19 protein-coding genes are annotated in these 20,145 nt (G+C 42.0%); 10 read left to right on the forward strand and 9 right to left on the reverse strand.

What is annotated here, in order from left to right; translation table 11 throughout:
- The first annotated feature begins 723 nt into the window (after window positions 1-723).
- Complete coding sequence (locus DSOL_RS19180) at window positions 724-1,146, forward strand: hypothetical protein (protein ID WP_075366418.1); 423 nt, start codon at window positions 724-726, stop codon at window positions 1,144-1,146.
- Window positions 1,147-1,397: 251 nt separating this feature from the next.
- On the opposite strand, the gene DSOL_RS19185 is transcribed toward DSOL_RS19180, so the two are convergent.
- A complete protein-coding gene (locus DSOL_RS19185; RefSeq protein WP_235838902.1) occupies window positions 1,398-1,682 on the reverse strand; it encodes a YmaF family protein in 285 nt (94 codons plus the stop codon).
- Window positions 1,683-2,099: 417 nt separating this feature from the next.
- Between DSOL_RS19185 and DSOL_RS19190 the strand changes: the two genes are divergently transcribed.
- Window positions 2,100-2,945, forward strand: coding sequence for a patatin-like phospholipase family protein (locus tag DSOL_RS19190; RefSeq protein ID WP_075366419.1), 846 nt, complete (start codon window positions 2,100-2,102; stop codon window positions 2,943-2,945).
- A gap of 97 nt (window positions 2,946-3,042) precedes the next feature.
- Here the strand turns inward: DSOL_RS19190 and DSOL_RS19195 are convergent, their stop codons facing one another.
- The gene (locus tag DSOL_RS19195) at window positions 3,043-3,360 is read right to left on the reverse strand and encodes a YmaF family protein (protein WP_075366420.1); all 318 of its coding nucleotides are present in this window, start codon (window positions 3,358-3,360) and stop codon (window positions 3,043-3,045) included.
- Window positions 3,361-3,583: 223 nt separating this feature from the next.
- On the opposite strand from DSOL_RS19195, the gene DSOL_RS19200 reads away from it, so the two are divergent.
- Window positions 3,584-3,763, forward strand: coding sequence for a hypothetical protein (locus DSOL_RS19200; protein ID WP_075366421.1), 180 nt, complete (start codon window positions 3,584-3,586; stop codon window positions 3,761-3,763).
- A gap of 261 nt (window positions 3,764-4,024) precedes the next feature.
- On the opposite strand, the gene DSOL_RS19205 is transcribed toward DSOL_RS19200, so the two are convergent.
- From DSOL_RS19205 to DSOL_RS19215, 3 genes are all read right to left on the reverse strand, one after another.
- Window positions 4,025-4,381: a hypothetical protein gene (locus DSOL_RS19205; RefSeq protein WP_075366422.1), complete on the reverse strand. Its 357-nt coding sequence runs from the start codon at window positions 4,379-4,381 to the stop codon at window positions 4,025-4,027.
- Window positions 4,382-4,452: 71 nt separating this feature from the next.
- Complete coding sequence (locus tag DSOL_RS19210; protein ID WP_075366423.1) at window positions 4,453-6,165, reverse strand: ABC1 kinase family protein; 1,713 nt, start codon at window positions 6,163-6,165, stop codon at window positions 4,453-4,455.
- Between the two features lie 99 nt (window positions 6,166-6,264).
- Window positions 6,265-6,531, reverse strand: a complete 267-nt coding sequence (locus DSOL_RS19215) for an AbrB/MazE/SpoVT family DNA-binding domain-containing protein (RefSeq protein ID WP_235838903.1) — start codon at window positions 6,529-6,531, stop codon at window positions 6,265-6,267.
- A 269-nt stretch (window positions 6,532-6,800) separates the two neighbouring features.
- Between DSOL_RS19215 and DSOL_RS19220 the strand changes: the two genes are divergently transcribed.
- From DSOL_RS19220 to DSOL_RS19245, 6 genes are all read left to right on the forward strand, one after another.
- Window positions 6,801-7,688 carry a DUF1847 domain-containing protein gene (locus DSOL_RS19220; protein WP_075366424.1) on the forward strand — a complete coding sequence of 296 codons (888 nt, stop codon included), beginning with the start codon at window positions 6,801-6,803 and terminating at the stop codon, window positions 7,686-7,688.
- 43 nt (window positions 7,689-7,731) lie between these two features.
- Window positions 7,732-8,526, forward strand: coding sequence for a DUF5714 domain-containing protein (locus DSOL_RS19225; protein WP_075366425.1), 795 nt, complete (start codon window positions 7,732-7,734; stop codon window positions 8,524-8,526).
- A 257-nt stretch (window positions 8,527-8,783) separates the two neighbouring features.
- A complete protein-coding gene (gene yedE / locus DSOL_RS19230; protein ID WP_075366426.1) occupies window positions 8,784-9,872 on the forward strand; it encodes a YedE family putative selenium transporter in 1,089 nt (362 codons plus the stop codon).
- Entirely contained in the window at window positions 9,850-10,077 is a 228-nt protein-coding gene (locus DSOL_RS19235; protein WP_345788406.1) for a sulfurtransferase TusA family protein, read from the forward strand. Before yedE ends, DSOL_RS19235 begins: the two co-directional genes overlap by 23 nt.
- A 4-nt stretch (window positions 10,078-10,081) precedes the next feature.
- Complete coding sequence (locus DSOL_RS19240; protein ID WP_075366428.1) at window positions 10,082-10,321, forward strand: putative Se/S carrier protein; 240 nt, start codon at window positions 10,082-10,084, stop codon at window positions 10,319-10,321.
- Window positions 10,322-10,407: 86 nt separating this feature from the next.
- On the forward strand, window positions 10,408-11,553 hold the full coding sequence (locus tag DSOL_RS19245) for an aminotransferase class V-fold PLP-dependent enzyme (protein WP_075366429.1): 1,146 nt from the start codon (window positions 10,408-10,410) through the stop codon (window positions 11,551-11,553).
- A 102-nt stretch (window positions 11,554-11,655) separates the two neighbouring features.
- On the opposite strand, the gene DSOL_RS19250 is transcribed toward DSOL_RS19245, so the two are convergent.
- From DSOL_RS19250 to DSOL_RS19260, 3 genes are read right to left on the reverse strand one after another with little or no spacing between them, the layout of a single operon-like run.
- Entirely contained in the window at window positions 11,656-13,425 is a 1,770-nt protein-coding gene (locus tag DSOL_RS19250; protein WP_075366430.1) for a DUF2357 domain-containing protein, read from the reverse strand.
- Complete coding sequence (locus tag DSOL_RS19255; protein WP_075366431.1) at window positions 13,409-15,532, reverse strand: McrB family protein; 2,124 nt, start codon at window positions 15,530-15,532, stop codon at window positions 13,409-13,411. The genes DSOL_RS19250 and DSOL_RS19255 overlap by 17 nt, the downstream gene beginning before the upstream one ends.
- The gene (locus DSOL_RS19260) at window positions 15,525-16,631 is read right to left on the reverse strand and encodes a hypothetical protein (RefSeq protein WP_075366432.1); all 1,107 of its coding nucleotides are present in this window, start codon (window positions 16,629-16,631) and stop codon (window positions 15,525-15,527) included. Before DSOL_RS19260 ends, DSOL_RS19255 begins: the two co-directional genes overlap by 8 nt.
- Window positions 16,632-16,815: 184 nt before the next feature.
- Between DSOL_RS19260 and asnB the strand changes: the two genes are divergently transcribed.
- Window positions 16,816-18,705 (forward strand): asparagine synthase (glutamine-hydrolyzing), encoded by a 1,890-nt coding sequence (gene asnB / locus DSOL_RS19265; protein WP_075366433.1) that lies wholly within the window; start codon window positions 16,816-16,818, stop codon window positions 18,703-18,705.
- Window positions 18,706-18,811: 106 nt separating this feature from the next.
- Here the strand turns inward: asnB and DSOL_RS19270 are convergent, their stop codons facing one another.
- Window positions 18,812-20,116 carry a hemolysin family protein gene (locus DSOL_RS19270; protein ID WP_075366434.1) on the reverse strand — a complete coding sequence of 435 codons (1,305 nt, stop codon included), beginning with the start codon at window positions 20,114-20,116 and terminating at the stop codon, window positions 18,812-18,814.
- Between the last annotated feature and the right edge of the window lie 29 nt (window positions 20,117-20,145).

Here is a 20,145-nt window from a genome sequence, read left to right on the forward strand (position 1 = left end):
CCATTTTCTCCACTTATTGTCTTATTCCTCCATCTTTTGAAAATTTAATATTTTCAATTGACAATGCTCTGTCAAATTCCCCCCTTCCACGAGAATTCTACTATGGTCGTACCATGTTACAATTCAATCTTACCATGGTACCCCGACAAAATTATGTCCTCACGAATGCCTTCGCCCAGATAGAATATCCATCCCACTATCCGTGAAGATCGTCAATTATCCTCTAAATACCCTTCCTGTCCATTACTCATAGTCCCTCAACCACAAACACCAAAAAGAGCCCTACATCCGGCATGTTCCGGTTTAGGACTCCACTAGCGATCTATTCAACATGTGCGTTATCATCCAAAACACTCAGGTACGTTGTTTCAGATCAAAATATTCAGCGTCCCTATCAATAATTTCTTCAAGAATCGCCATTTCCATATCCAAAAGATTCTTCTCAACTCCTGCTTTTCCTTCTGTCTTTATAACATGAGCCTAAGATCAATTAAACTATAGACATAGAACTTTATCAGCCCCAAAATTAAAGATAGTTGCTATTGTGTTCAAGGGAGTTCTAAGCATATTGTTGCAACCTTCACGCAAACAGGAGGAAAGGCATGTTATTTCAGATTAAATTAAGTGAAACAAGGTACCTGTTCCCCCGTTTTCCAAAATTCTTCTCCTCTACAAATCCATATTATGCTATAATTAAGCAATTACTCGTAAGGAAGTGCTAGTATGGATAATGAAAAATTTCAAGACTTAATGCTTGAACATTTTGGAAAAGTTCTCAATAAATTAGATGGTGTAGAATCTCGTATAGGTAGCGTAGAATCTCGTATAGGTGGTGTAGAATCACGTATAGGTAGCGTAGAATCTTGTTTGGGTAGCATAGAATCTCGTTTGGGCAATGTGGAATCTGAACTTTTAGAAGTAAAACAGTCACAATTATCGATGGAAATCAAGTTTGGGGAAAAGTTAGATGCTTTATATTTCGATTGGCGTGATACTCAAAAGCAATTAAATGAGGAAATGAAAACTGAGATTAAAAATCTTGGCACAAAAGTCGAAGCCTTGCAAATAGAATCGACGAGATACGATCAAGAGATAAAAGATCTTACAGAGGCTAAGTTTTATCTGGTTAAGGCACCAAAAGAATAGACAAAAAGTAGGCACGAGCACAAAAACACCTAAAAACCGTAAAAAGCAACCCTTCATCCGGCATGTACCGGTGATGGCTCCTTTTTGCGGTTTTTTCTGCATCCCTAAAGAAAACTTAATACCACTGATTATCAAAAACACGGGCAAAAACACGGGGACAGGTACGGTGTTTCAGATAAGATAAGAAATGAAAGTAAGTCAATGAAAATAAAAATTTATAGGAGACACAAAATATTTTTGCGCAGACAATTCTAAACAAATAATATATGATCGTGGCCACAAAAAGATAGGTTTAAATTCCTGGAGCAGGCATATCTGGACCCCGAAACATGATGGCGATGCCCCACATCCACCGTTGTATAGAAATTCCAGTCATGTACATGCCAGCCGTTCGGTAAAGGCAGAGCCGGTCCTGATACAGATTTATAATAATGAGAATGTCCATGTTCATAAAGAACCCAGCTTTCGAAATGATGAACATGACTACCATCAAGAGTTGGAACTGCTGAGCACTGATGAACATGTGCTTGAGCCAAGATGTTGAGTTACGCTCCGTGGTTATGACCTCTGGGATTTTGTGGATATTCCACCATCTTGATCGACCCCTTATGATCATTTAATCACGATAGTTTATGTACGTGAAAAAGACTCGCGATAGTCGCTCACCGATAAAAGAAAACATAAAGCTTCCAAGAGCTAAACGACAGAATCAAAGTTTTATTTGGTTAAAGCACCCAAAGAATAAACAAAAAGAGCCCCTTCAACCAGCGTATACCGTCAAGGGCTTGCTTTTGGTTTATTTAACTTATAGTTTCGGGGTTTCGGGTGAACGTGTACCTTTTCAGCGCTCATGTTACAAAGTAATCCTGTGTAATCCAAACTAATATTGAAAGTTAAAAGTTGCCATGCTATTCTTACCGTAACCAAGTTTGAATAAAATTGAGGTGTTCATTATGCAAAATGTAGGGCTTGTGCTTGAAGGCGGAGGTATGCGGGGACTATATACCTGCGGTGTCATGGAATATTTTATGGAAAAGGATTTATACTTTAAGTATGTTATAGGCGTGTCAGCCGGAGCCTGTAACGCCGTGTCCTATATTTCAAAGCAACGGGGTCGAAACGAAAAGGTCATTATTGGTTACGTTAAAGATTGGCGGTACATGAGTTTAAGAAATTTCATCTTGACTAAATCATATTTTGGAATGGATTTTATCTTTGATGAAATTCCCAATAAGCATGTTTCATTTGATTATGAAACCTTTCAGAAATCTCCTTGTGATTTTTTGATTGGAGCAACCGATTGCAAAACTGGAAAACCAGTTTATTTCAACAAGGATGATTTGGGTGAAAAATTCCAGGCTTTAAGAGCATCCGCTTCTCTGCCAATGATATCTACTATTGTGAAATATAAAGGTTATGAATTATTAGATGGTGGAATTTCCGATTCCATCCCTATAAATAAATCCATTAAGGATGGTAATACAAAGAATATTATTGTTTTAACCAGAAACAAGGGATATCGAAAGAGTCCCGGAAAATTTACCGGACTACTTAAGCTAAACTATAGAAATTATCCCTTATTATTAGAAACAATGATGAATCGCTACAAAAATTATAATGAAACCTTGGATTATATTGAGCAGCTTGAAAAGGAAAATAAGGCAATTGTAATAAGACCCTCAAGGGAATTAGAGGTTGGACGATTAGAGAAAGATTCCAAAAAGCTTTATGGACTGCTTCATAACGGGTATGCTGATGCTGAAAATTCCTATGAAAAAATTATGGAATTTGTCTCTTAGGAAATACGGGAAAAACACGGGGACAGGTACGATGTTTCAGATAATGAAGGTCAAAACAGGAAACCTGTCCCCCGTAGAGAGCGCACACTCAAGTTCTTTAAATCTCTTGAGCAGGCATGTCTGGACCCGAAACATGATGGCGATGCCCCACATCCACCGTTGTATAGAAATTCCAGTCATGTACATGCCAGCCGTTCGGTAAAGGCAGGGCTGGTCCTGATATAGATTTGTAATAATGAGAATGTCCATGTTCATAAAGAACCCAGCTTTCGGAATGATGAACATGACTACCATCTGGAGTTGGAACTGCTGGACCTGTGATATCTAAGCACTGATGAACATGCGCTTGAGCGCAAGATGTATGAGTTAGGCTTCCGTGATTATGACCTCTGGGATTTTGTTGATATGCCACCATCTTGATCGACTCCTTATCATCATTTAATCACGATAGTTTATGTGCATGAAAAAGACTCGTTATAGTCACTAACCGATAAAAGAAAACACAAAAGCATCCAAGAGCTGAACGATTTTGATCACTAAGCCGACAAGTTGAGCGTCCAACTAAATATTGCAAATCCTTCCCTCGACTTCTTCAAAAAATCATATAATCAATTCACTACTTATAAGGAAGTGCCAATATGAATAATGAGAAATTTCAAGACTTGATGCTTGAACATTTTGGAGAAGTTCTTAATAAGCTAGATAGTGTAGAATCTCGTTTGAGCAAAGTGGAATCTGAACTCTCAGAAGTAAAACAATCACAAGCAACGATGGAAAAAAAGTTTATGGAAAAGCTAGAAGCATTATATTTCGATTAATCAAAATTCTACTTGGTTAAAGCACCAATGGAATAAAACAAAACGTGGGTGCGAGCACGACCCACCTAATAAACCGTTAAAAGAAACCTTCATCCGGCATGTACCGGCGATGGCTCCTTTTTACGGTTTTTCAGTATCCTAAGAAAAAGCTTAATTCTATCGATTATGATTTCAAGGATAAACCCATTCGACGAACAAATGAAAGGTGCGTTGCTTCAAATAATGAAAGTCAAAAACAAGGAACCTGTCCCCATGTTTCATTTACTCTTCTGCCTGTTTGTTTTCCTCACTTTGACTCACTGGAGTCTCACTCTTGGAAGACTCTCCACAATGTCCGTGTTTGAAGGGGTGTTCTCCGTGGTGAGCATGATGACCACAATGCCCATGCCCCCCTTGACCATGATGTGCATGGTGTTCGTGCATGGCTTTAAAAAACTGATGAATAGGGGAACCGCTGCCAGGATGCTCGAAACCTGCTTGCTTAGCTTTCTCTCGGAAATTCAGGAACGCCTCAAACGCTTCCAACTTCGCTCTAAGCTTCTCTTTATCCCCTTTAAGGGTCACTGTGAAACCTTCTTCATTTTCTTCGAAGGTAAACTTAATGTTCTCCAGACTCATAAATACCTCTCCTTTTCTAATCCTATTTGAATTGAATGAACCACAAGGTGAATTCTCCGAAAACCTATTACTTAGGGATGAAACCGCGGTTTTCGAAATCCTGCGGATTCTCGCATGGCCCTGCTTCTTTGTCCCATCTTCTTTTGCCCCGCAGAGTTCGAGTTGCGTTTCAAAAATGTAGCGAAGGTTAGAGCTGAAAGAAGAATTAGCATCAATCCGACCTTAAAATAGGGGCCCTCTAGCAAAATCGCTCCAGAGATTAAGAACCCACTGCTAAAAATCGCGCGCACAATTCGGCTTGCCTGGTCCCTCTGGTTTTGTAGGAGATTTAACTCAAAACTCTTGGACGGGTGAATTTTAATCTCACCGACTTCTAACCCAGTAATAAGTCGGTTTAATTTTTCAGGCAGAGTAATGAACTCTGCAAGTGTCTTCTTTGCTTGGTCTAGAATAAAGTTTCGAGTGCCATTTCCCTTATCCTCTCCAGCTAGGAGTTCCTCCGCATAAGGTCGAAGCGTCTTTATAAGATCAAGCTTAGGATTCAGTCCACCACAAATTCCCATGATCGTTAAGAGCGACTTTCCTAAAAACAAGGTGCTCGCCGGAATTTGAAACGGCTGGGAATACATAAATTCTCTTAATTCTAGAAGGAATTCCTCTGAATTGATTTTATTCAGGTTCGGATCTTCAAAGAGATCAGCCAATATGAGTTTGAGTCCTTTAGCTAAGGTTTGTTTATCAGCATGCGGTCGAAGGAACCCAAGCTTTTCAAAGACGATCATCATTTGATCGGTATCTTTCTTGAATAAGGCTATGACGAAGGCAGTCAATTCTTCCCGCATGCCTTTCTCAATCCGCCCCACCATTCCGAAATCTAAGAAAACGAGTGTTCCGTCTTCTTTAACGAGTAAATTACCAGGATGAGGATCTGCATGGAAAAATGCATCGGTCAGTAATTGCTGCACATAAGCGGAAATTAAGGTATCCGCAATCTGTGCCCGATCTAACCCGACCCTTTCTAGAGTCTCATAATCGTTCACTTTATAGCCCGTGACATATTCCATGGTCAGTACACGCTGAGTCGTGTATTCCCAATACACTTCAGGAACACTGACTCTTGAGTCTTCTGAAAAATTTGCTCGGAAGGTATCCGCGTGCCGACCCTCTTTGCCGTAATCGAGTTCATCGAGTGTCGTTTCAACAAACTCATTATAGATCTGCTCCAAATCAACGACTGAACTAATCTTGGGATATCGCTTTGCGAAGGTCACCATAAACCGGAGCGCGTTAAAGTCTGTTTGAATAATCTCCTCAATGCCGGGGCGCAATATCTTAACCGCTACTTTATTATGACTTTTTATCTCAGCGGTATGAACCTGCCCCAAAGAAGCAGAAGCAATAGGTTCTTGAGAAAAGTTCGTATAAACCTCAGCAATAGGACAGCTATATTCCTCTTCAATCCGCTTGATGATTTCTTCCGTTCTAACCGGTTTGACGGCATCCTGCAACTTCGAAAGCTCACTTGTGTATTCCTCAGGTAAAACGTCCACCCTGGAACTAAAAAATTGTCCCAGTTTAATAAGAAGTCCCCCAAGTTCTGTAGCCATCTCTGTAAATACGCTGGCCTGTTTCCGATAAATGGCTTTGGTCTGCTTCTGATAGTTTTCCTCTGTGAGGAATCGTTTTTTCTTATTAACCCACCAAAGTTGAACTACAAATAGCAGAAACATGGAGATGATCTTTCGAAAGCGTTGATCCTTAAAAAACTTAATGATGATTGGCATAAATTCCTCCCTGGTCTCAAGCTTCGAACATTATGTTCACCTTACAACTATGCCTTTTCAGCTGTACGACTTCACTTCAGATTGTGGCGCTGAGACCTATTACCCTTTAGTTTTACCCTGTTCTGAATCTTCTAAGGGAGAACTAAACATCTCCTCAAAGAATCTGGCTTTTCGAAACATCATGTCGGCAAATCTCGTCATAACATCGGATTTGAATAAGATAACGACTCCTCTTCTCTTATTCCCAAGAACAACAAGTTTCTCACCGGGTTCGATACCGATCTCTTCTCTGGCCTCAACAGGAATAACGACTTGTCCACGTTCTCCCATAACTGTCGAACCATAAAATTTACCGTGTTGCATCATTCTTACCACCCCTATAAGTAGGATACATCATACTTATCATACTTGCAAATTAATCTTACCTCCGCCGTTCTTTTTTTATAGGTTCACGAATCGCCGTGATAAGTTTTTATTCTAATTCTTGACATTATACCCCTAAGGGGTATAATGTAACATTATTACCCAAGTTCGGTCCCTGCCGAGCTAATGCCACCGATTCTTGATCAACTGGCTTCAAAATGTTCTCCATCAGATGGTCGGTTTAATCCGATTCCTTATTCTAGGAGGTAACCATGGATTGCACAAAATGTACTCTCAAAAGTTGTAGGAAATTATCTCCCTGCTCTGACAGAAGCAATGAATATCTGCAAAGCTATACATCGCAGGAAAATCAACGTTACACAAAAGCAGCCTCAAGGTTAATTGATAATGGCAGAGCCGGAACTCTTACACGCCTTGAAGAGATTGTAGAATATTCTAAGATTCGCGGCTATATGCATATCGGGGTTGCCTACTGTTATGGCATGGAAAAAGAAGCAGTAGCTTTGAGAAAATATCTTGAGAAAAAAAACTTTAAATTTACTATGGTTTCATGCACTGTTGATGGTCTGAAGGAGTCTCAGATTGATCCAGGCAAGATTAACGATACAGTATCCTGCAACCCCCTAGGGCAAGCAAATACTTTAAATTCCGCCGGGGTCGAATTTACTATTTTAATGGGACTCTGTCTTGGGCATGATATAATCATTCAAAAAAATCTGAAGATGGATTTCACCACGTTTATTGTCAAAGATAGAGTTACACACAATCCGCTCCTTGGTCTACCTGATTTTAAAGCATCAGAAGACATTTTTATTGAAAGCATTTCAAGTAACTTTAATTTAATCAAAATTGATGAATTTAAATCCAAGCTCAAAAATCAAAAAAACCCTGAAGATTTCTATCTTCTGGACTTAAGAAACTCAGAGGCTTTTGAAAAAGATGGAATACCTGGTTCAATAAATTGCTTGTTAAAGGATCTTCCAAAACAATATAGCAAGTTACTCCCTAAAAATAAAGAAGTTATCATTTATTGCAATGGTGGTATCCAATCAATTTACGGGGTGATGTTCCTTAATCTCAAAGGATATACAAATGTAAAAAGTATAGCTGGTGGTTTCTCCAAATTTCTGCAATCTTAGGATTTAATCTAGCAGTCAGCACTATTACGATGGAGGCCTCATAATGATTCAAGTAAAGTTAGAAGCTAAGTCTGCCTTAAGTGAGCCACAAAAAACCAAGGGCTGTGTAATATGCGGTCAGGAACTCTTGTACTCCAAGGATTCATCAACAAAAGAGGTCTGCCATATTTGTGGTCAGCAGTTTGAAGCTTATGTCAGATGTTCAAAAGGCCATTATGTGTGCGATCTATGCCACAGCCTTGATATCCTCGGAAAAGTGGAGCAACTTCTATGGGCAAGTGATGAGAAGAATCCACTAGTCCTTGCTCAAATGGTATTTGAATTACCCGGGCTGAATATGCACGGACCGGAATATCACAGCATCGTTCCTTCAGTTTTGGTTGCAGCCTGGCAGAACCTAAACGGGCAAAAGGATATTTCAAAAATCAAGGAAGCAATTAAGCGTGGTAAAGACATAAAAGGCGGCAGTTGTGGTCTTTATGGCAATTGCGGGGCTTGCGTGGGAACCGGAATTGCAGTATCTATTATCGAAGGTGCAACCCCTATGTCTCAGAATGAACGTGGAGCCGCCAACAGGGTTACCGGACATGCATTGCTTGAAATCAGCAAATACGGTGGACCAAGATGCTGCAAACGTGAAGCAATAACCTCGATAGAATCATTTATGCAGGTTACAAGCTACTTTGACAGTTTACAAAAAGCAGAATACACCTGCAAACAATATGGGAAGAATAAAGATTGTATTAGCAAAAAATGTCTCTACTTCCCAGCAAATCATCAACTGTTATCAAGAAAGAAGGAAAACGACGAGTATTCCTTGAAACAAATGAATCGCTAATTCTCATAGAGCAGTCCCCAATCAGAGACCACTATACGTGGTCTTTTTCTTTTTGCACTCATTAACTTGGGAACCGCAGTAGTAACAATAAATAACTGATGGAAAATTCTTGCGATAAATATGAATAGTTATTGTATTTTTAACATTATAGTAATATTATGTTAATGTATTACTATAATGTTATGTATGAAGGGGGGATTAAACCAGGTTTAACTTTTTAACACACCATATTCTGATCCATAAAAGGAGGAAGTAACATGGATAGTAAAAAAGGCATAATTTTCACTGGAGCTGTCATTGGGATCCTCGCTGTCATCTTAGTTCGCTTTGGTAATCCTGTAAACATGGGAATTTGCATCGCCTGCTTTATTCGGGACACGGCGGGAAGCTTGGGATTACATCGCGCAGACGTTGTCCAGTACATACGTCCCGAAATTATTGGAATCGTCCTTGGAGCTTTTATGATAGCCTTTGGTAAAAAGGAATTTGATGTTCGAGGAGGCTCCTCCCCCTTCATCCGATTTATTCTCGGCTTTGTAGTTATGATTGGTGCTTTAATGTTTTTAGGTTGTCCCCTCCGCATGGTATTAAGGCTTGGGGGCGGTGACCTTAATGCTCTGATTGGCTTAGCAGGATTTGTAGTTGGAATCATCGTCGGCATTATTTTCTTAAAAAGTGGTTTTAGTCTTAAGAGGACCTATAGACTCTCTAAATTCGAGGGTTACCTTTTTCCAATGGTTAATATCGGGCTTTTTATCCTTCTTCTTACAGCGCCTGCCTTTATTTTCTTTAGTAAGAAAGGTCCGGGGGCTGCGCATGCGTCTGTATGGATCGCTCTTGCTGCAGGATTGATCATCGGGGTCTTAGTGCAACGAACGAGGTTATGCATGGTGGGTGGTATTCGCGATGCTATTCTCTTTAAAGATACTTACTTAATTCTAGGATTTATCTCAATCTTTGTTTTTGCGACCTTGGGAAATTTATACTTTGGTTTTTACAAGCTTGGTTTTTCCGGCCAATCCATTGCACATGCTGATGGATTATGGAATTTTCTAGGCATGGCACTCGCCGGATGGGGTTCTGTGCTTCTGGGAGGATGCCCCTTAAGACAACTTATTCTAGCCGCCGAAGGGAATGTTGATTCCGTAATTACAATTTTAGGAATGTCTGCTGGGGCTGCCTTTGCTCATAACTTTTCCCTTGCCTCCAGTGCACAAGGCCCTTCCCCTAATGGGAAAATCGCGGTACTCATTGGTTTTGCTCTCTTGCTTATGATTGCTTATTTCAACCTAGAAAAAGATGTGAAAGCGACCGTTAAAGGAGGTGTTAGGGTTGGCACAAATTGATACAAGAGGAATGTCCTGTCCCCAACCGGTTCTTATGACCAAAAAGGCACTGGAAGTTTGCTCGACTGAAGTAACCGTCCTAGTTGACAGTAAAACAGCTAAATCCAATGTGGAAAGATACTTGAACTTAACAGGCTACACTATTAACACTGTCGAACTCGATAGCGACGCTAATACCTTTGAAATATCTGCGAAGAAGAAGTAGTTCTATGAACTACATCGTCTTGTTCTACACCAATTCTTCCGCCATTAAATTTACTAAATTCCTTAAAAACTCTGAATATGTTGGGGAATTAATCCCTTTACCCCGCAAGTTGACTTCTAGTTGTGGCATGGGCGTAAAATTCCACTTTACCGGCGATCTTTGCGAGATCATTTCCGACGAAATCGAGAAGATCTATGCTGTTCAAGGGAATCTGTACGAGTTGGTTTATCGTGCTGAAGAATAAAATGCGGGCGTTTTAGAACACTGAGAGAACTCAAAATAGTATGAGCTTCGTTAAACGACGAAGCTCTTTTTAAAAGGAATGGTGTCATGAACGGATTATATTTAGATAATGCGGCTACTTCTTTCCCTAAGGCCCCTGGTGTGGCTGAAGCCGTAGCCGGTTTTTTAACCAATAATGGCTGTAATATTAATCGTGGGCTTTACACGGCATCGTTCGAAGCTGCCAACATTGTCTATGAAACACGGGAACTTCTGTGTAACCTGTTCAATTTTCCCAAACCAGAAAACGTCATTTTTACTAAAAATATTACTGAAAGTCTTAATGTTATCCTTAAAGGATTGTTGAAACCGGGCGATCATGTGATTGTTTCTTCCATGGAACATAACGCGGTTATGCGCCCCCTGGCTTCTCTGGCTGAAAAAGGGGTTGAACTATCAACGGTGCTCTGTAATAACAAAGGGGAACTTCGCACCAGCGACTTATGCCTCCATATTAGGCCTAATACAAAAGCGGTTATTATGACTCATGCTTCCAATGTCAGTGGTACGATATTACCTTTAGAGGAAGTCGGCAAACTATGCCGGGAGCATAACCTGTTTTTTATCATTGATTGCGCCCAGACAGCTGGTTTCTTAACGATAGACTTTGTTAAGCTAAAGGCCGATGCTTTAGCTTTTACAGGCCATAAAGGACTCTTAGGCCCACAAGGAATAGGCGGCTTTTACCTAAATGATAAATTGGCCTCTCTCGTTGAACCATTGATCGAAGGGGGAACGGGAAGCGCATCAGAGAGTGTTCTTCAACCAAATTATATGCCCGATCGATTTGAAGCGGGTACATTAAACTTGCCCGGTATTTACGGGCTTAATGCCTCGCTTAAATACTTACTGTCCGAAGGCATTACAACTATTAGAGAAAAAGAGCTCAATCTTGTTCACAGGTTTATACAAAAAGCGCAAACTATTCCTGGTGTCCAGCTCATTGGCCCCGAACCAAAACAAGACCGAACAGGGATTGCATCTCTGAACTTTCCGCATCTGGATAATGCAGAAGTTAGTTACCAATTGTTTATAAGCTTTGGGATTATGACCCGCTGCGGACTTCATTGTGCTCCCTCTGCGCATCAAACGCTTAAAACGTTTCCGCACGGAACGTTACGCTTTAGTTTCAGCCATTTTAATTCAATCCAGGATGTCGACTATGCAATTAATTCGTTAATAAAGAGCTTTTAGGATGGATTACCATCAATCAAAGAAAAACTTAATACTACCGATTATGATTTCCTCAGGACAAAAACAAGGAACCTGTCCCCCCGTTCCGCCCAGTGGCACCTGCTAGCCCTCAATTAACCTCTTCAAATACTCCGAGTAATGGATTAACCGCTCTTTCGGGCGGAGTTGGATCAGACTTACATTTGTATCCTCTATGTCTTCGACCTCTGGCCCTTGACTTGGATGAAGGGCAATGACTCTGATAGCCTTGGACACTCCGGCGGGATCCCCAATATACTTCAGAGAATTGGCATAGTTTTGCAACGTATTCATGTTTTTTGGACGGTTCTCCTCTTCCACTCTATCGTTGTTCCAGATGTTTAACCGTTTGCGGTATTTGGCATCGACAATAATGGAACCGGTATACCCTTCGTTAGCAAAAACATCAATTCGTATATCCGGCTTATAATTCGTTCCTTCCATATAAAGAATGCGATTGGTATTGAGTGCGCCGCGCTTTGCTCGGGGCATTTTTTCGTTGAATAACACGGAAAGACGGGTCGAACCTTTCACCATTTCCACTAAGGTATCATCTTGAAGGACTGGAAAAACAAATTCCATATTGGGCTGGTAAGACTCATCATATATCCAGCCGGAAACAGGAGTATACCCCACCTGCTCCAGTGCAAGAATCGTTTTGATGTAACACCAATATTCGTATAAAACATCGGTCCGCTTCCATTGCACCTTAAAATTATGGTATAAGGGAATTTGGAAATCCTGGGCCCTCAGCTGTTTCCACCATGCAAATACTTTCTTGTATCGCCAATCCCGTTCAATCTTAAGCGAATAATGATTCGAGGAGCCCACCGGTTTTAGTCCTTTAAACACCGGATAATCCATGCATTTACGCACAGAAAAAATCCCTTTCTGCATTTTCCGTTCCATTGATTCAAGATGTACAATTTTCGCCTTTAAGGCCCGAACTTCGTTGCTTGTTGATTTTTGCAGGAATACATAGGGAGTCCTCGATTCAATCGCCCTCTGCTCTTCCGTTATCGTACCTCTTATCGCTTTCAAAACGAACTCCAATTGTGAAGAAACATAATGAAGGAAACCCAGCACCATCCTATTTTCAGGCGTATCAAACGTTAGGTGATCAATAATACCAAGGATGACTTCCGGCTGCACCATGCTTTTAGCGGCTGAGTTGGCCCGTTGCCCAGGTACCGATAACAGCCAGCGGTAGGACTTGGCATCCTGTTTACTTTTCACGTTAGCCTTAACTTCTCGATACTGCCGCTCTAAAGATTGATCTGGACGGCGAGTCAAATCTTCAAGAGTTGCTCCGAGCTCCTTAACTATGTGATTCAGAATCACAAACTCGGCCAACACTAGGGGGGGAAGTAGCCCACTTTCACCGTAAAGTCTGAGCCCATAATTCATTCGTGATTGGTCATAAGCGAGACCCTGCACCATTTCGTTAAGCTCGTTCCGCATCACGTTAAGTTCGTCTTCTGTAATATTGTTGGGTCTAACCCGGAGTGTTGCTTCTAGCGAATTAAAAACGTCTCCTTTACATTTCACGATGATCAGATAGTCTCCAGGAATCAACGGATAATCCTCATTGGCATCACTATAGAGAGGAAAGCGTTTCGTCCCAGGCATCAAACACGGAATTCCTTCCTCGTCGAGGTGTAGTTTCAAGGAATCACAGCCATCTAAGCCATCAATATAGAGGTAGGCATCCTCTCGGTTTGAAGCAAACGAAACGCCCAAGTTTTCTCGCTCAAAAACTTCAATGACACTGTTCTCTGAGACTGAACGAGGGATTTCCTGTCGACCAATTAAAAATAAGATAGAGATCCCGTCGTCTTTAAGATGCATAGCCATGATCTAAAAGTTCCTTTGCTTTTTTATGGCAGACATCCCGCGAATTGCTGAAGGTTGAAACTGTATGATACTTTTCAAACAACTTAAGAATTGGACTGATTGCCTGCTCTCGATCCCTGTATTTACCAAAGAGCTGTTCCAAGTCGCACTCCGGGCCTTTAAACTTGGTCATAATCCGTTGCACAAGCTGTAAATCAAAGGCCTTTCCTCGATCAAGAAATCCTTGCCCTTCCACATTGCAAGGAATGTTCTTTAGATACGAACCAATTTGGCGAATAATTCGATATCCCACCACCCGGTTTTTATCAATTTTACGCAAGGCTAAGTTCAATTCATCTAAGAAATCGATTTCATCATCGGTCAATCCGATCTCAGTGGGTGAATTATTACACCATGAGGCAAACACCTTGCCCGGTACAGGCGAGAGTTGAGCACCTTCGTCAGAAGGCTTTTCCGCTGCCCTTTCTTCGAATACGGACTTCCAGGCGCGTAAGGACTCATATATTTTAAGGTTTATGACATTTGCACGGTCTAGGACCTTATCGCTAAATTGAAACGACGATTCATCAATGTTTACCGTTCCAACAAAAAACACATTGTTTCCGATGGGAACTCGTGGCGAATACTCGTGCCGGTTATAGACTTCTGGCGCGAGTTTTTCGCTATATAAGGTTAAGTAGCGGTCTTCGGAAAGTTCCAAAATGCTCAGAAACTGACTGAAGTAATGCTCTACACGAGCGAGATTCATCTCATCAAAACAAATGAGATAGAGTTTGTCTATGTTATCCTCTTTTGAGGCTTCGATCAACAAATCCACAAGCCCCGTTTCCGCAGGGCGATAGATCTTGTGTACTGCATCGTAAAAACCGATCAAGTCGGCATCGTCATTCCAGGGCGGACGAACCGGAATAAATAAGAACTGTTTACGTTCCTCACCCGCTTCATCCACACCGGAAAGGCCTAAAGCTCGGGCATAGTTGATAACAAGCTGAGATTTTCCTACGCCGGACATTCCCGCTAAGACCACTAAGGCACCAGTTTTAATCGCGATGTGAAAATTCACGAGGTCTTCCATATCATACACAAGCTGATTGGACAAAGCCACCTGATTTAAATCATTAATAAACGTTTGCTCACCGTTATCCACAACTTCCTGGGCCTCAAAAGCCCGTACCTTAAAGGTTTTTTCCTCAGATACTTGTTCTTTAGGAGGCCGTATCATTTCTTGTCCAACAAGGAGGGGAGCCAAAATAGACTCTACTTTTAGCACAGACTCAATGGTTGGGAATTTCACGAATTGCGCACGTGGGGCTGGGGTTAGAGGCGCTAGAGACGATGCACTAAAACGATTGATGAATTGGTTTGCTGGGAAAGGCTCTCCATATAACAAATGATTGCTGATTTCATTTAAGTCCTCATCCAACAAGAACGCTAAGTTGCCACGTTTCAACATCTGACTTTCAGGAATTTCGTCCGGGACACACGTGACTTCTTCCCCTTCTGGACAATAAATCCGCCAGTGTTGCCTAAGCTCCCCCAACCAACCGGACTTACAGCCAAAAAAATGATTCCGATACCCGAGGATTAGAGGGGGATCTTCTGGGTATTGATACGAGAGAAAATCAATCGAGGGCAACCTCTCATAAAGTATCCTTTGGACACGCTCCGCTGGCACGTCCTTGGCAATCATGGGAATCGGCGTGAATTGTGAGGTGTAAGGATTAAACGTAGGCGGGGTATCGTGGAAGGCGACATTTTTACCATTAAAATACACCCTCTGTGTATCTTTTTTCACCGCTTCCACCGTAAAAGAAAGAAGTCTGCTTTGGAAAAATTCCCTAGCTCTTGATTTTCGGCTCTCATTAATCTCGAACTGTCGAAAATGAGAAGTTGTCACGAGTTCGTCTGGAAATCCAGCCAACATTAGATCTTTGCCCCAGATTGTAATTTGACGTCTTCCATCTAAAGCCTTATGCATACTATCCGGTAAAATGGAGATCATGTCCACTTGCACACGCAAAGACTGAGAGTTTATATCCACATCAATACTTTCAATGACTGGTTTTCCGATAATAACTGAATTCCAAATCCTACTATCTCTAATCATGGACGATCCTCCCACTGGTATTTAAGAGTTCACTGCACGGGATATTCCAGTACCGAGCAACATCGCGAATCTCATCAAGTTTCTCGATTATTTTGTCATTCTGTTTATATAAGACAAGTTCACAGGTGGACATTCTTCGTCGCGGACGATTCCAATCAATTTCCATGGCCCAAATCGGAATGATACCCAATGCGTTGAGCCTGATTTCTATTTCATGATCACGATCTGCAAATATCAAAGCTTTCCTTCCTTGAAATGCGGCGAGGTCGATTTCGCCAGACAACGGGTTCCTGACTTCATGGAGGTCTCGACGTTGTGATTGTTCCTTTGCTTTTGATGGGGTTAAGGTCTTTGCCTGTTCTAATTTTAGTTTTAGGATCTCTATTTCTGTTTCTTTTTCTGCTCGTTCCCCTTCGAGATCTCTCACTCTGTTGCGAAATTTCCCAGCCTCTTCTTTTTCTTTCATCCATTGAGCTTTTATTGCTATAATTTCATTATTAAGTTTTTCTAATTGTCCCTTAGTTCTTAGGGTTTCCAAATTGGCTTTTCTTAGCTTATTTTCTAGAGTCTTTATCCGCTTTTGTAGTTTTTTGGTTTCCTCAACGTCCATACTTTCTTCCACATCCTCAACTTCTATCCCCTCCTCTACTTCCTCAATTTCTATCACCCCTTTTACTTGCTCGGTTACTATCTCTACTGGCATTGTAGCAATTACTGGTAAAGCTTCTTCTTTCTCTGGTTCTTTGTTCTCCTCGGCTTGACAATATAACTCCTCCCCTCGTGCTTTGATTTCCGGGTTAGCACTCAACGTGAACATGTATCCAACCTTAAATTGTTCTATTGATAAAGCATCTCCAGTAGAATACATTAAAAATGTTTCCTCAGAGAGCGTTTCTAATTCTTTTCTGAGGTGTCGATTGATTTCTTGCCAGATCTTAACCCTTTCCTCTGCTTTTCCTTGCGGTGGAGATAAAATTTCCTGAATGATATCGTTCTTTGTTTCGTTTATTTTTCGTTTTAATCGTTTTGCTAGTTCTTTCAAACTATCTTCTGTAAAGCCGTTTAATATCTGTTCAGGGTCATATTGAATATTATCCATAATAATCCCTCCTCATATAAGGCATGATTATAAATTTTCTTGATGAGCGCTCCTAATTCCTTCCGGGTACGTCGAAAACTTATGGGAAATAATGAAAGTCACTATGAACCCTTTTCGTGGTTAAAACATAGAATGTTGTATCTTCAGTTGATAATGATTTCTATTTGCATAAGGAGGAATTTACATGTGTGGAATCGTTGGTTGGGTGGATTGGAAACATGATCTAACCCTGCAAAAAGATGTCGTAGGCCGTATGACACAAACTCTTATCCCTCGGGGGCCGGATGCAGAAGGGTTCTGGCTTTCCCCTCGTGCTGCATTTGGACACCGCCGACTCATCGTCGTTGATCCCCTGGGAGGTCTCCAACCGATGATACGCGAGAGAAATGCACATACGTATACCCTGGTCTATAACGGCGAACTCTATAATACGCCGGAAATCCGTCAAGAACTCATGAGTTGCGGCTATCACTTTGAAGGACATTCGGACACGGAGGCGGTACTTCTCTCCTACTTAGAATGGGGTCCCTCTTGCGTTGAACATTTGAACGGAATATTCGCCTTTGGAATTTGGGACAGTAAAGAACAACGATTATTTCTAGCGCGTGATCGGATGGGGGTTAAGCCACTCTTTTACTCTGAACAGAGTGGCGCACTTGTGTTTGCTTCTGAACTGAAATCGTTACTGAAGCACCCGAATATTTCCCCCATCATCGGGAAGGAAGGACTGGCAGAGGTCTTCCTCGTCGGCCCAGCGCGTACTCCTGGAGTGGGTGTGTATGAAGGTATTTCCGAACTAAAACCAGGGCACGTTCTTTTATATTCTCTGAACGGCCTACAAATTCGCAGATACTGGGCGCTCCCCAATCATGTTCATGAGGATGATTTGATGACAACGACGGCTAAGATACGCGATCTTTTTATGGATACCGTCCAACGTCAGCTCGTTTCCGATGTACCCATCGGAACCCTCCTCTCAGGAGGACTAGATTCCAGTGCGATTACTGCAATTGCTGCCGAATCCCTGGCTCAAAATGGGAAGGGCCCCCTGCAAACTTTTTCTGTCGATTACATTGAGAATGATAAATACTTTCATCCTAATGACTTTCAACCCGGGGCAGATGGGCCATGGATTGAACGTGTCTCTCAACGTTTCGGAACTCAGCACACCAACTGTGTCTTTGATACCCCTGAACTCGTTGAAACTCTCAAAGATGCGACCTTGGCTCGAGATCTTCCGGGCATGGCTGACGTTGATGCATCTTTGTTGCTCTTTTCACGCGCCATCAAGAAAAAAATCACAGTTGGTCTATCCGGAGAATGCGCTGATGAAGTGTTCGGCGGATACCCTTGGTTTCATCGTCCAGACTCCCTAGGAGCACAAACCTTTCCTTGGGCGTTAAAGGTGGAAAACCGTTTACAAGTGCTTTCCCCCGAGCTGATTGATCGTCTTCAGCCTCATGATTATTTGTCTGAACGGTATGAAGAAGCGCTAGCAGAACTCCCCCGCCTTCCAGGTTCCTCTTCCAATGGTCACCAAGATAGCAGAACACTTAAGGGGGATCTACAACGCGAGGCCCGCATCCGAGAGATCACTTACTTAACCTTAACCCGTTTCATGCCAACCCTTCTTGATCGCAAGGACCGCATGACCATGGCAACGGGTCTCGAGGTACGGGTTCCCTTCTGTGATCATCGCCTAGTTGAATACGCCTGGAACATTCCCTGGGAGATGAAAGCACTTGAAGGCAGAGAAAAAGGGCTCTTACGACGTGCTCTCACCGGTGTCTTACCCGACGATGTGCTTTGGCGTCGCAAAAGCCCTTATCCAAAAACTCACCACCCCAGTTATCTTTCAGCCGTTCGCACTTGGCTCGAAGAAATCATTGAAGACTCGACTTCCCCGCTTCTTCCCTTCCTTAATATCCCCGCCCTTCGGGATCTCATGAAGCTCTCCGATACTCTACCATCCGGTCGACCTTGGTTTGGACAATTGATGGACATACCACAGCTCTTTGCTTATCTTACTCAGGTGAATTATTGGTTGGTAGAAAACAAAATCAGTGTTCATTAAATCACAATGAGTTATAAGGCCTACTCTTGATCTTAAATGGCCTGCAAGTAATTCGCCTTGCAGGCCATATCTCAATTTCGAATCATCCACATACGGAATAGAACCGTCAAACCGCTTCATTCACTCCCAGCATTTTCTCGCTTTTGCTATCTTGAGGCTTTCTCATGACCTTAACCTTGGTAATTCTAAATCCGATAACCTCCATCACTTCAAAGTGGAACCCATCAAAGTATACGGCATCCCCTTTTACGGGTTTACGACCTAACCGGGAAAAAACGTATCCCCCAATCGTGGAAACAGTTTCTTCTTCAAGTTGGATCTCCAACATTTCTGAAACTTCTTCCAATAAAACTCTGCCGTTAAGGAGATATTCATTTTCGGCTAATTTCACAATATCTGGTTGTTCCGATTCAAATTCATCGTAGATTTCTCCGACTAATTCCTCCAGCATATCCTCAATCGTGACAAGCCCAGCCGATCCACCGAACTCATCCACGACTACAGCCATATGGGTTCGTTGGCTCCGCATTTTTTGCACAAGATGAGAAATGGGCATTCCCTCAGGAACGGCGAGAATATCCCTCTTGATTTGTGTAATATCCTTCTTATCTTGCTGTTCCCTTAGCCGAAATATGTCTCTCATATGAACTAACCCTAGCACATGATCTTTATCATCATCACACAGAAGATAACGTGTATGTCCGTATTTTTTCAAAACATCGAGAACCTCTTCAAACGAATCTTGGATGAAAATACACACCATATCTTGACGGGGAATCATCACTTCACTAGCAATGCGGTCTGAAAATTCGAACACATTGTCCAACAGCTTACCTTCCATTTTATCCAGGTAACCATGTCTTTGGCTAGCATCAACCAACATGCGTAGTTCCTCTTCGCTATGCGCTAAATCAGCCTCATTAGCCGGTTTAACTTTCCAAATGCGCAACACGAGATTCGCGACACTATTAAGGGCATAGATTACAGGATAGAATATCAGGTAAAAATCTTTTAAAAAGCCCGCTGTACCAAGTGCAATACCCTCCGCCTTTTGAATGGCCAATGACTTGGGAACAAGCTCCCCCAGTACGATGTGTAAGAACGAGATAAGTAAAAAAGCTATCGTTACCGCAATCGTGTCAGTGTAGATCGTGTTCCATCCAGCCAACTTCGCAAACAAGGGTTCGATTAATGACGCAATCGCTGGTTCACCGAGCCAGCCTAAACCTAGGGAAGATAGCGTTATCCCCAATTGACAGGCCGAAAGATATGCATCAAGTTTCGAGGCCACATCAAGGGCGTTTTGCGCTCTCTTCGATCCATTCTCCGCCAGCTCAGCCAACCGAGTCTTGCGAACCTTCACCAATGAAAATTCAGAAGCTACGAAAACACCATTTATTCCGACCAACATGAAAGCGAGTAAAACCTTTATGAAACTCC

This window comes from Desulfosporosinus metallidurans (assembly GCF_001936615.1).
GTDB classification, from domain to species: Bacteria; Bacillota; Desulfitobacteriia; order Desulfitobacteriales; family Desulfitobacteriaceae; genus Desulfosporosinus; species Desulfosporosinus metallidurans.

What these genes read in the sequence shown, in the direction of transcription:
- DSOL_RS19180 (WP_075366418.1), top strand. Translation starts at nt 724, where the DNA reads ATGGATAATGAAAAATTTCAAGACTTAATGCTTGAACATTTTGGAAAA.
- DSOL_RS19190 (WP_075366419.1), top strand. Translation starts at nt 2,100, where the DNA reads ATGCAAAATGTAGGGCTTGTGCTTGAAGGCGGAGGTATGCGGGGACTA.
- DSOL_RS19195 (WP_075366420.1), bottom strand. Translation starts at nt 3,360, where the DNA reads ATGGTGGCATATCAACAAAATCCCAGAGGTCATAATCACGGAAGCCTA.
- DSOL_RS19200 (WP_075366421.1), top strand. Translation starts at nt 3,584, where the DNA reads ATGAATAATGAGAAATTTCAAGACTTGATGCTTGAACATTTTGGAGAA.
- DSOL_RS19205 (WP_075366422.1), bottom strand. Translation starts at nt 4,381, where the DNA reads ATGAGTCTGGAGAACATTAAGTTTACCTTCGAAGAAAATGAAGAAGGT.
- DSOL_RS19210 (WP_075366423.1), bottom strand. Translation starts at nt 6,165, where the DNA reads ATGCCAATCATCATTAAGTTTTTTAAGGATCAACGCTTTCGAAAGATC.
- DSOL_RS19215 (WP_235838903.1), bottom strand. Translation starts at nt 6,531, where the DNA reads ATGATGCAACACGGTAAATTTTATGGTTCGACAGTTATGGGAGAACGT.
- DSOL_RS19220 (WP_075366424.1), top strand. Translation starts at nt 6,801, where the DNA reads ATGGATTGCACAAAATGTACTCTCAAAAGTTGTAGGAAATTATCTCCC.
- DSOL_RS19225 (WP_075366425.1), top strand. Translation starts at nt 7,732, where the DNA reads ATGATTCAAGTAAAGTTAGAAGCTAAGTCTGCCTTAAGTGAGCCACAA.
- yedE (WP_075366426.1), top strand. Translation starts at nt 8,784, where the DNA reads ATGGATAGTAAAAAAGGCATAATTTTCACTGGAGCTGTCATTGGGATC.
- DSOL_RS19240 (WP_075366428.1), top strand. Translation starts at nt 10,082, where the DNA reads ATGAACTACATCGTCTTGTTCTACACCAATTCTTCCGCCATTAAATTT.
- DSOL_RS19245 (WP_075366429.1), top strand. Translation starts at nt 10,408, where the DNA reads ATGAACGGATTATATTTAGATAATGCGGCTACTTCTTTCCCTAAGGCC.
- DSOL_RS19250 (WP_075366430.1), bottom strand. Translation starts at nt 13,425, where the DNA reads ATGGCTATGCATCTTAAAGACGACGGGATCTCTATCTTATTTTTAATT.
- DSOL_RS19255 (WP_075366431.1), bottom strand. Translation starts at nt 15,532, where the DNA reads ATGATTAGAGATAGTAGGATTTGGAATTCAGTTATTATCGGAAAACCA.
- DSOL_RS19260 (WP_075366432.1), bottom strand. Translation starts at nt 16,631, where the DNA reads ATGGATAATATTCAATATGACCCTGAACAGATATTAAACGGCTTTACA.
- asnB (WP_075366433.1), top strand. Translation starts at nt 16,816, where the DNA reads ATGTGTGGAATCGTTGGTTGGGTGGATTGGAAACATGATCTAACCCTG.
- DSOL_RS19270 (WP_075366434.1), bottom strand. Translation starts at nt 20,116, where the DNA reads ATGTTGGTCGGAATAAATGGTGTTTTCGTAGCTTCTGAATTTTCATTG.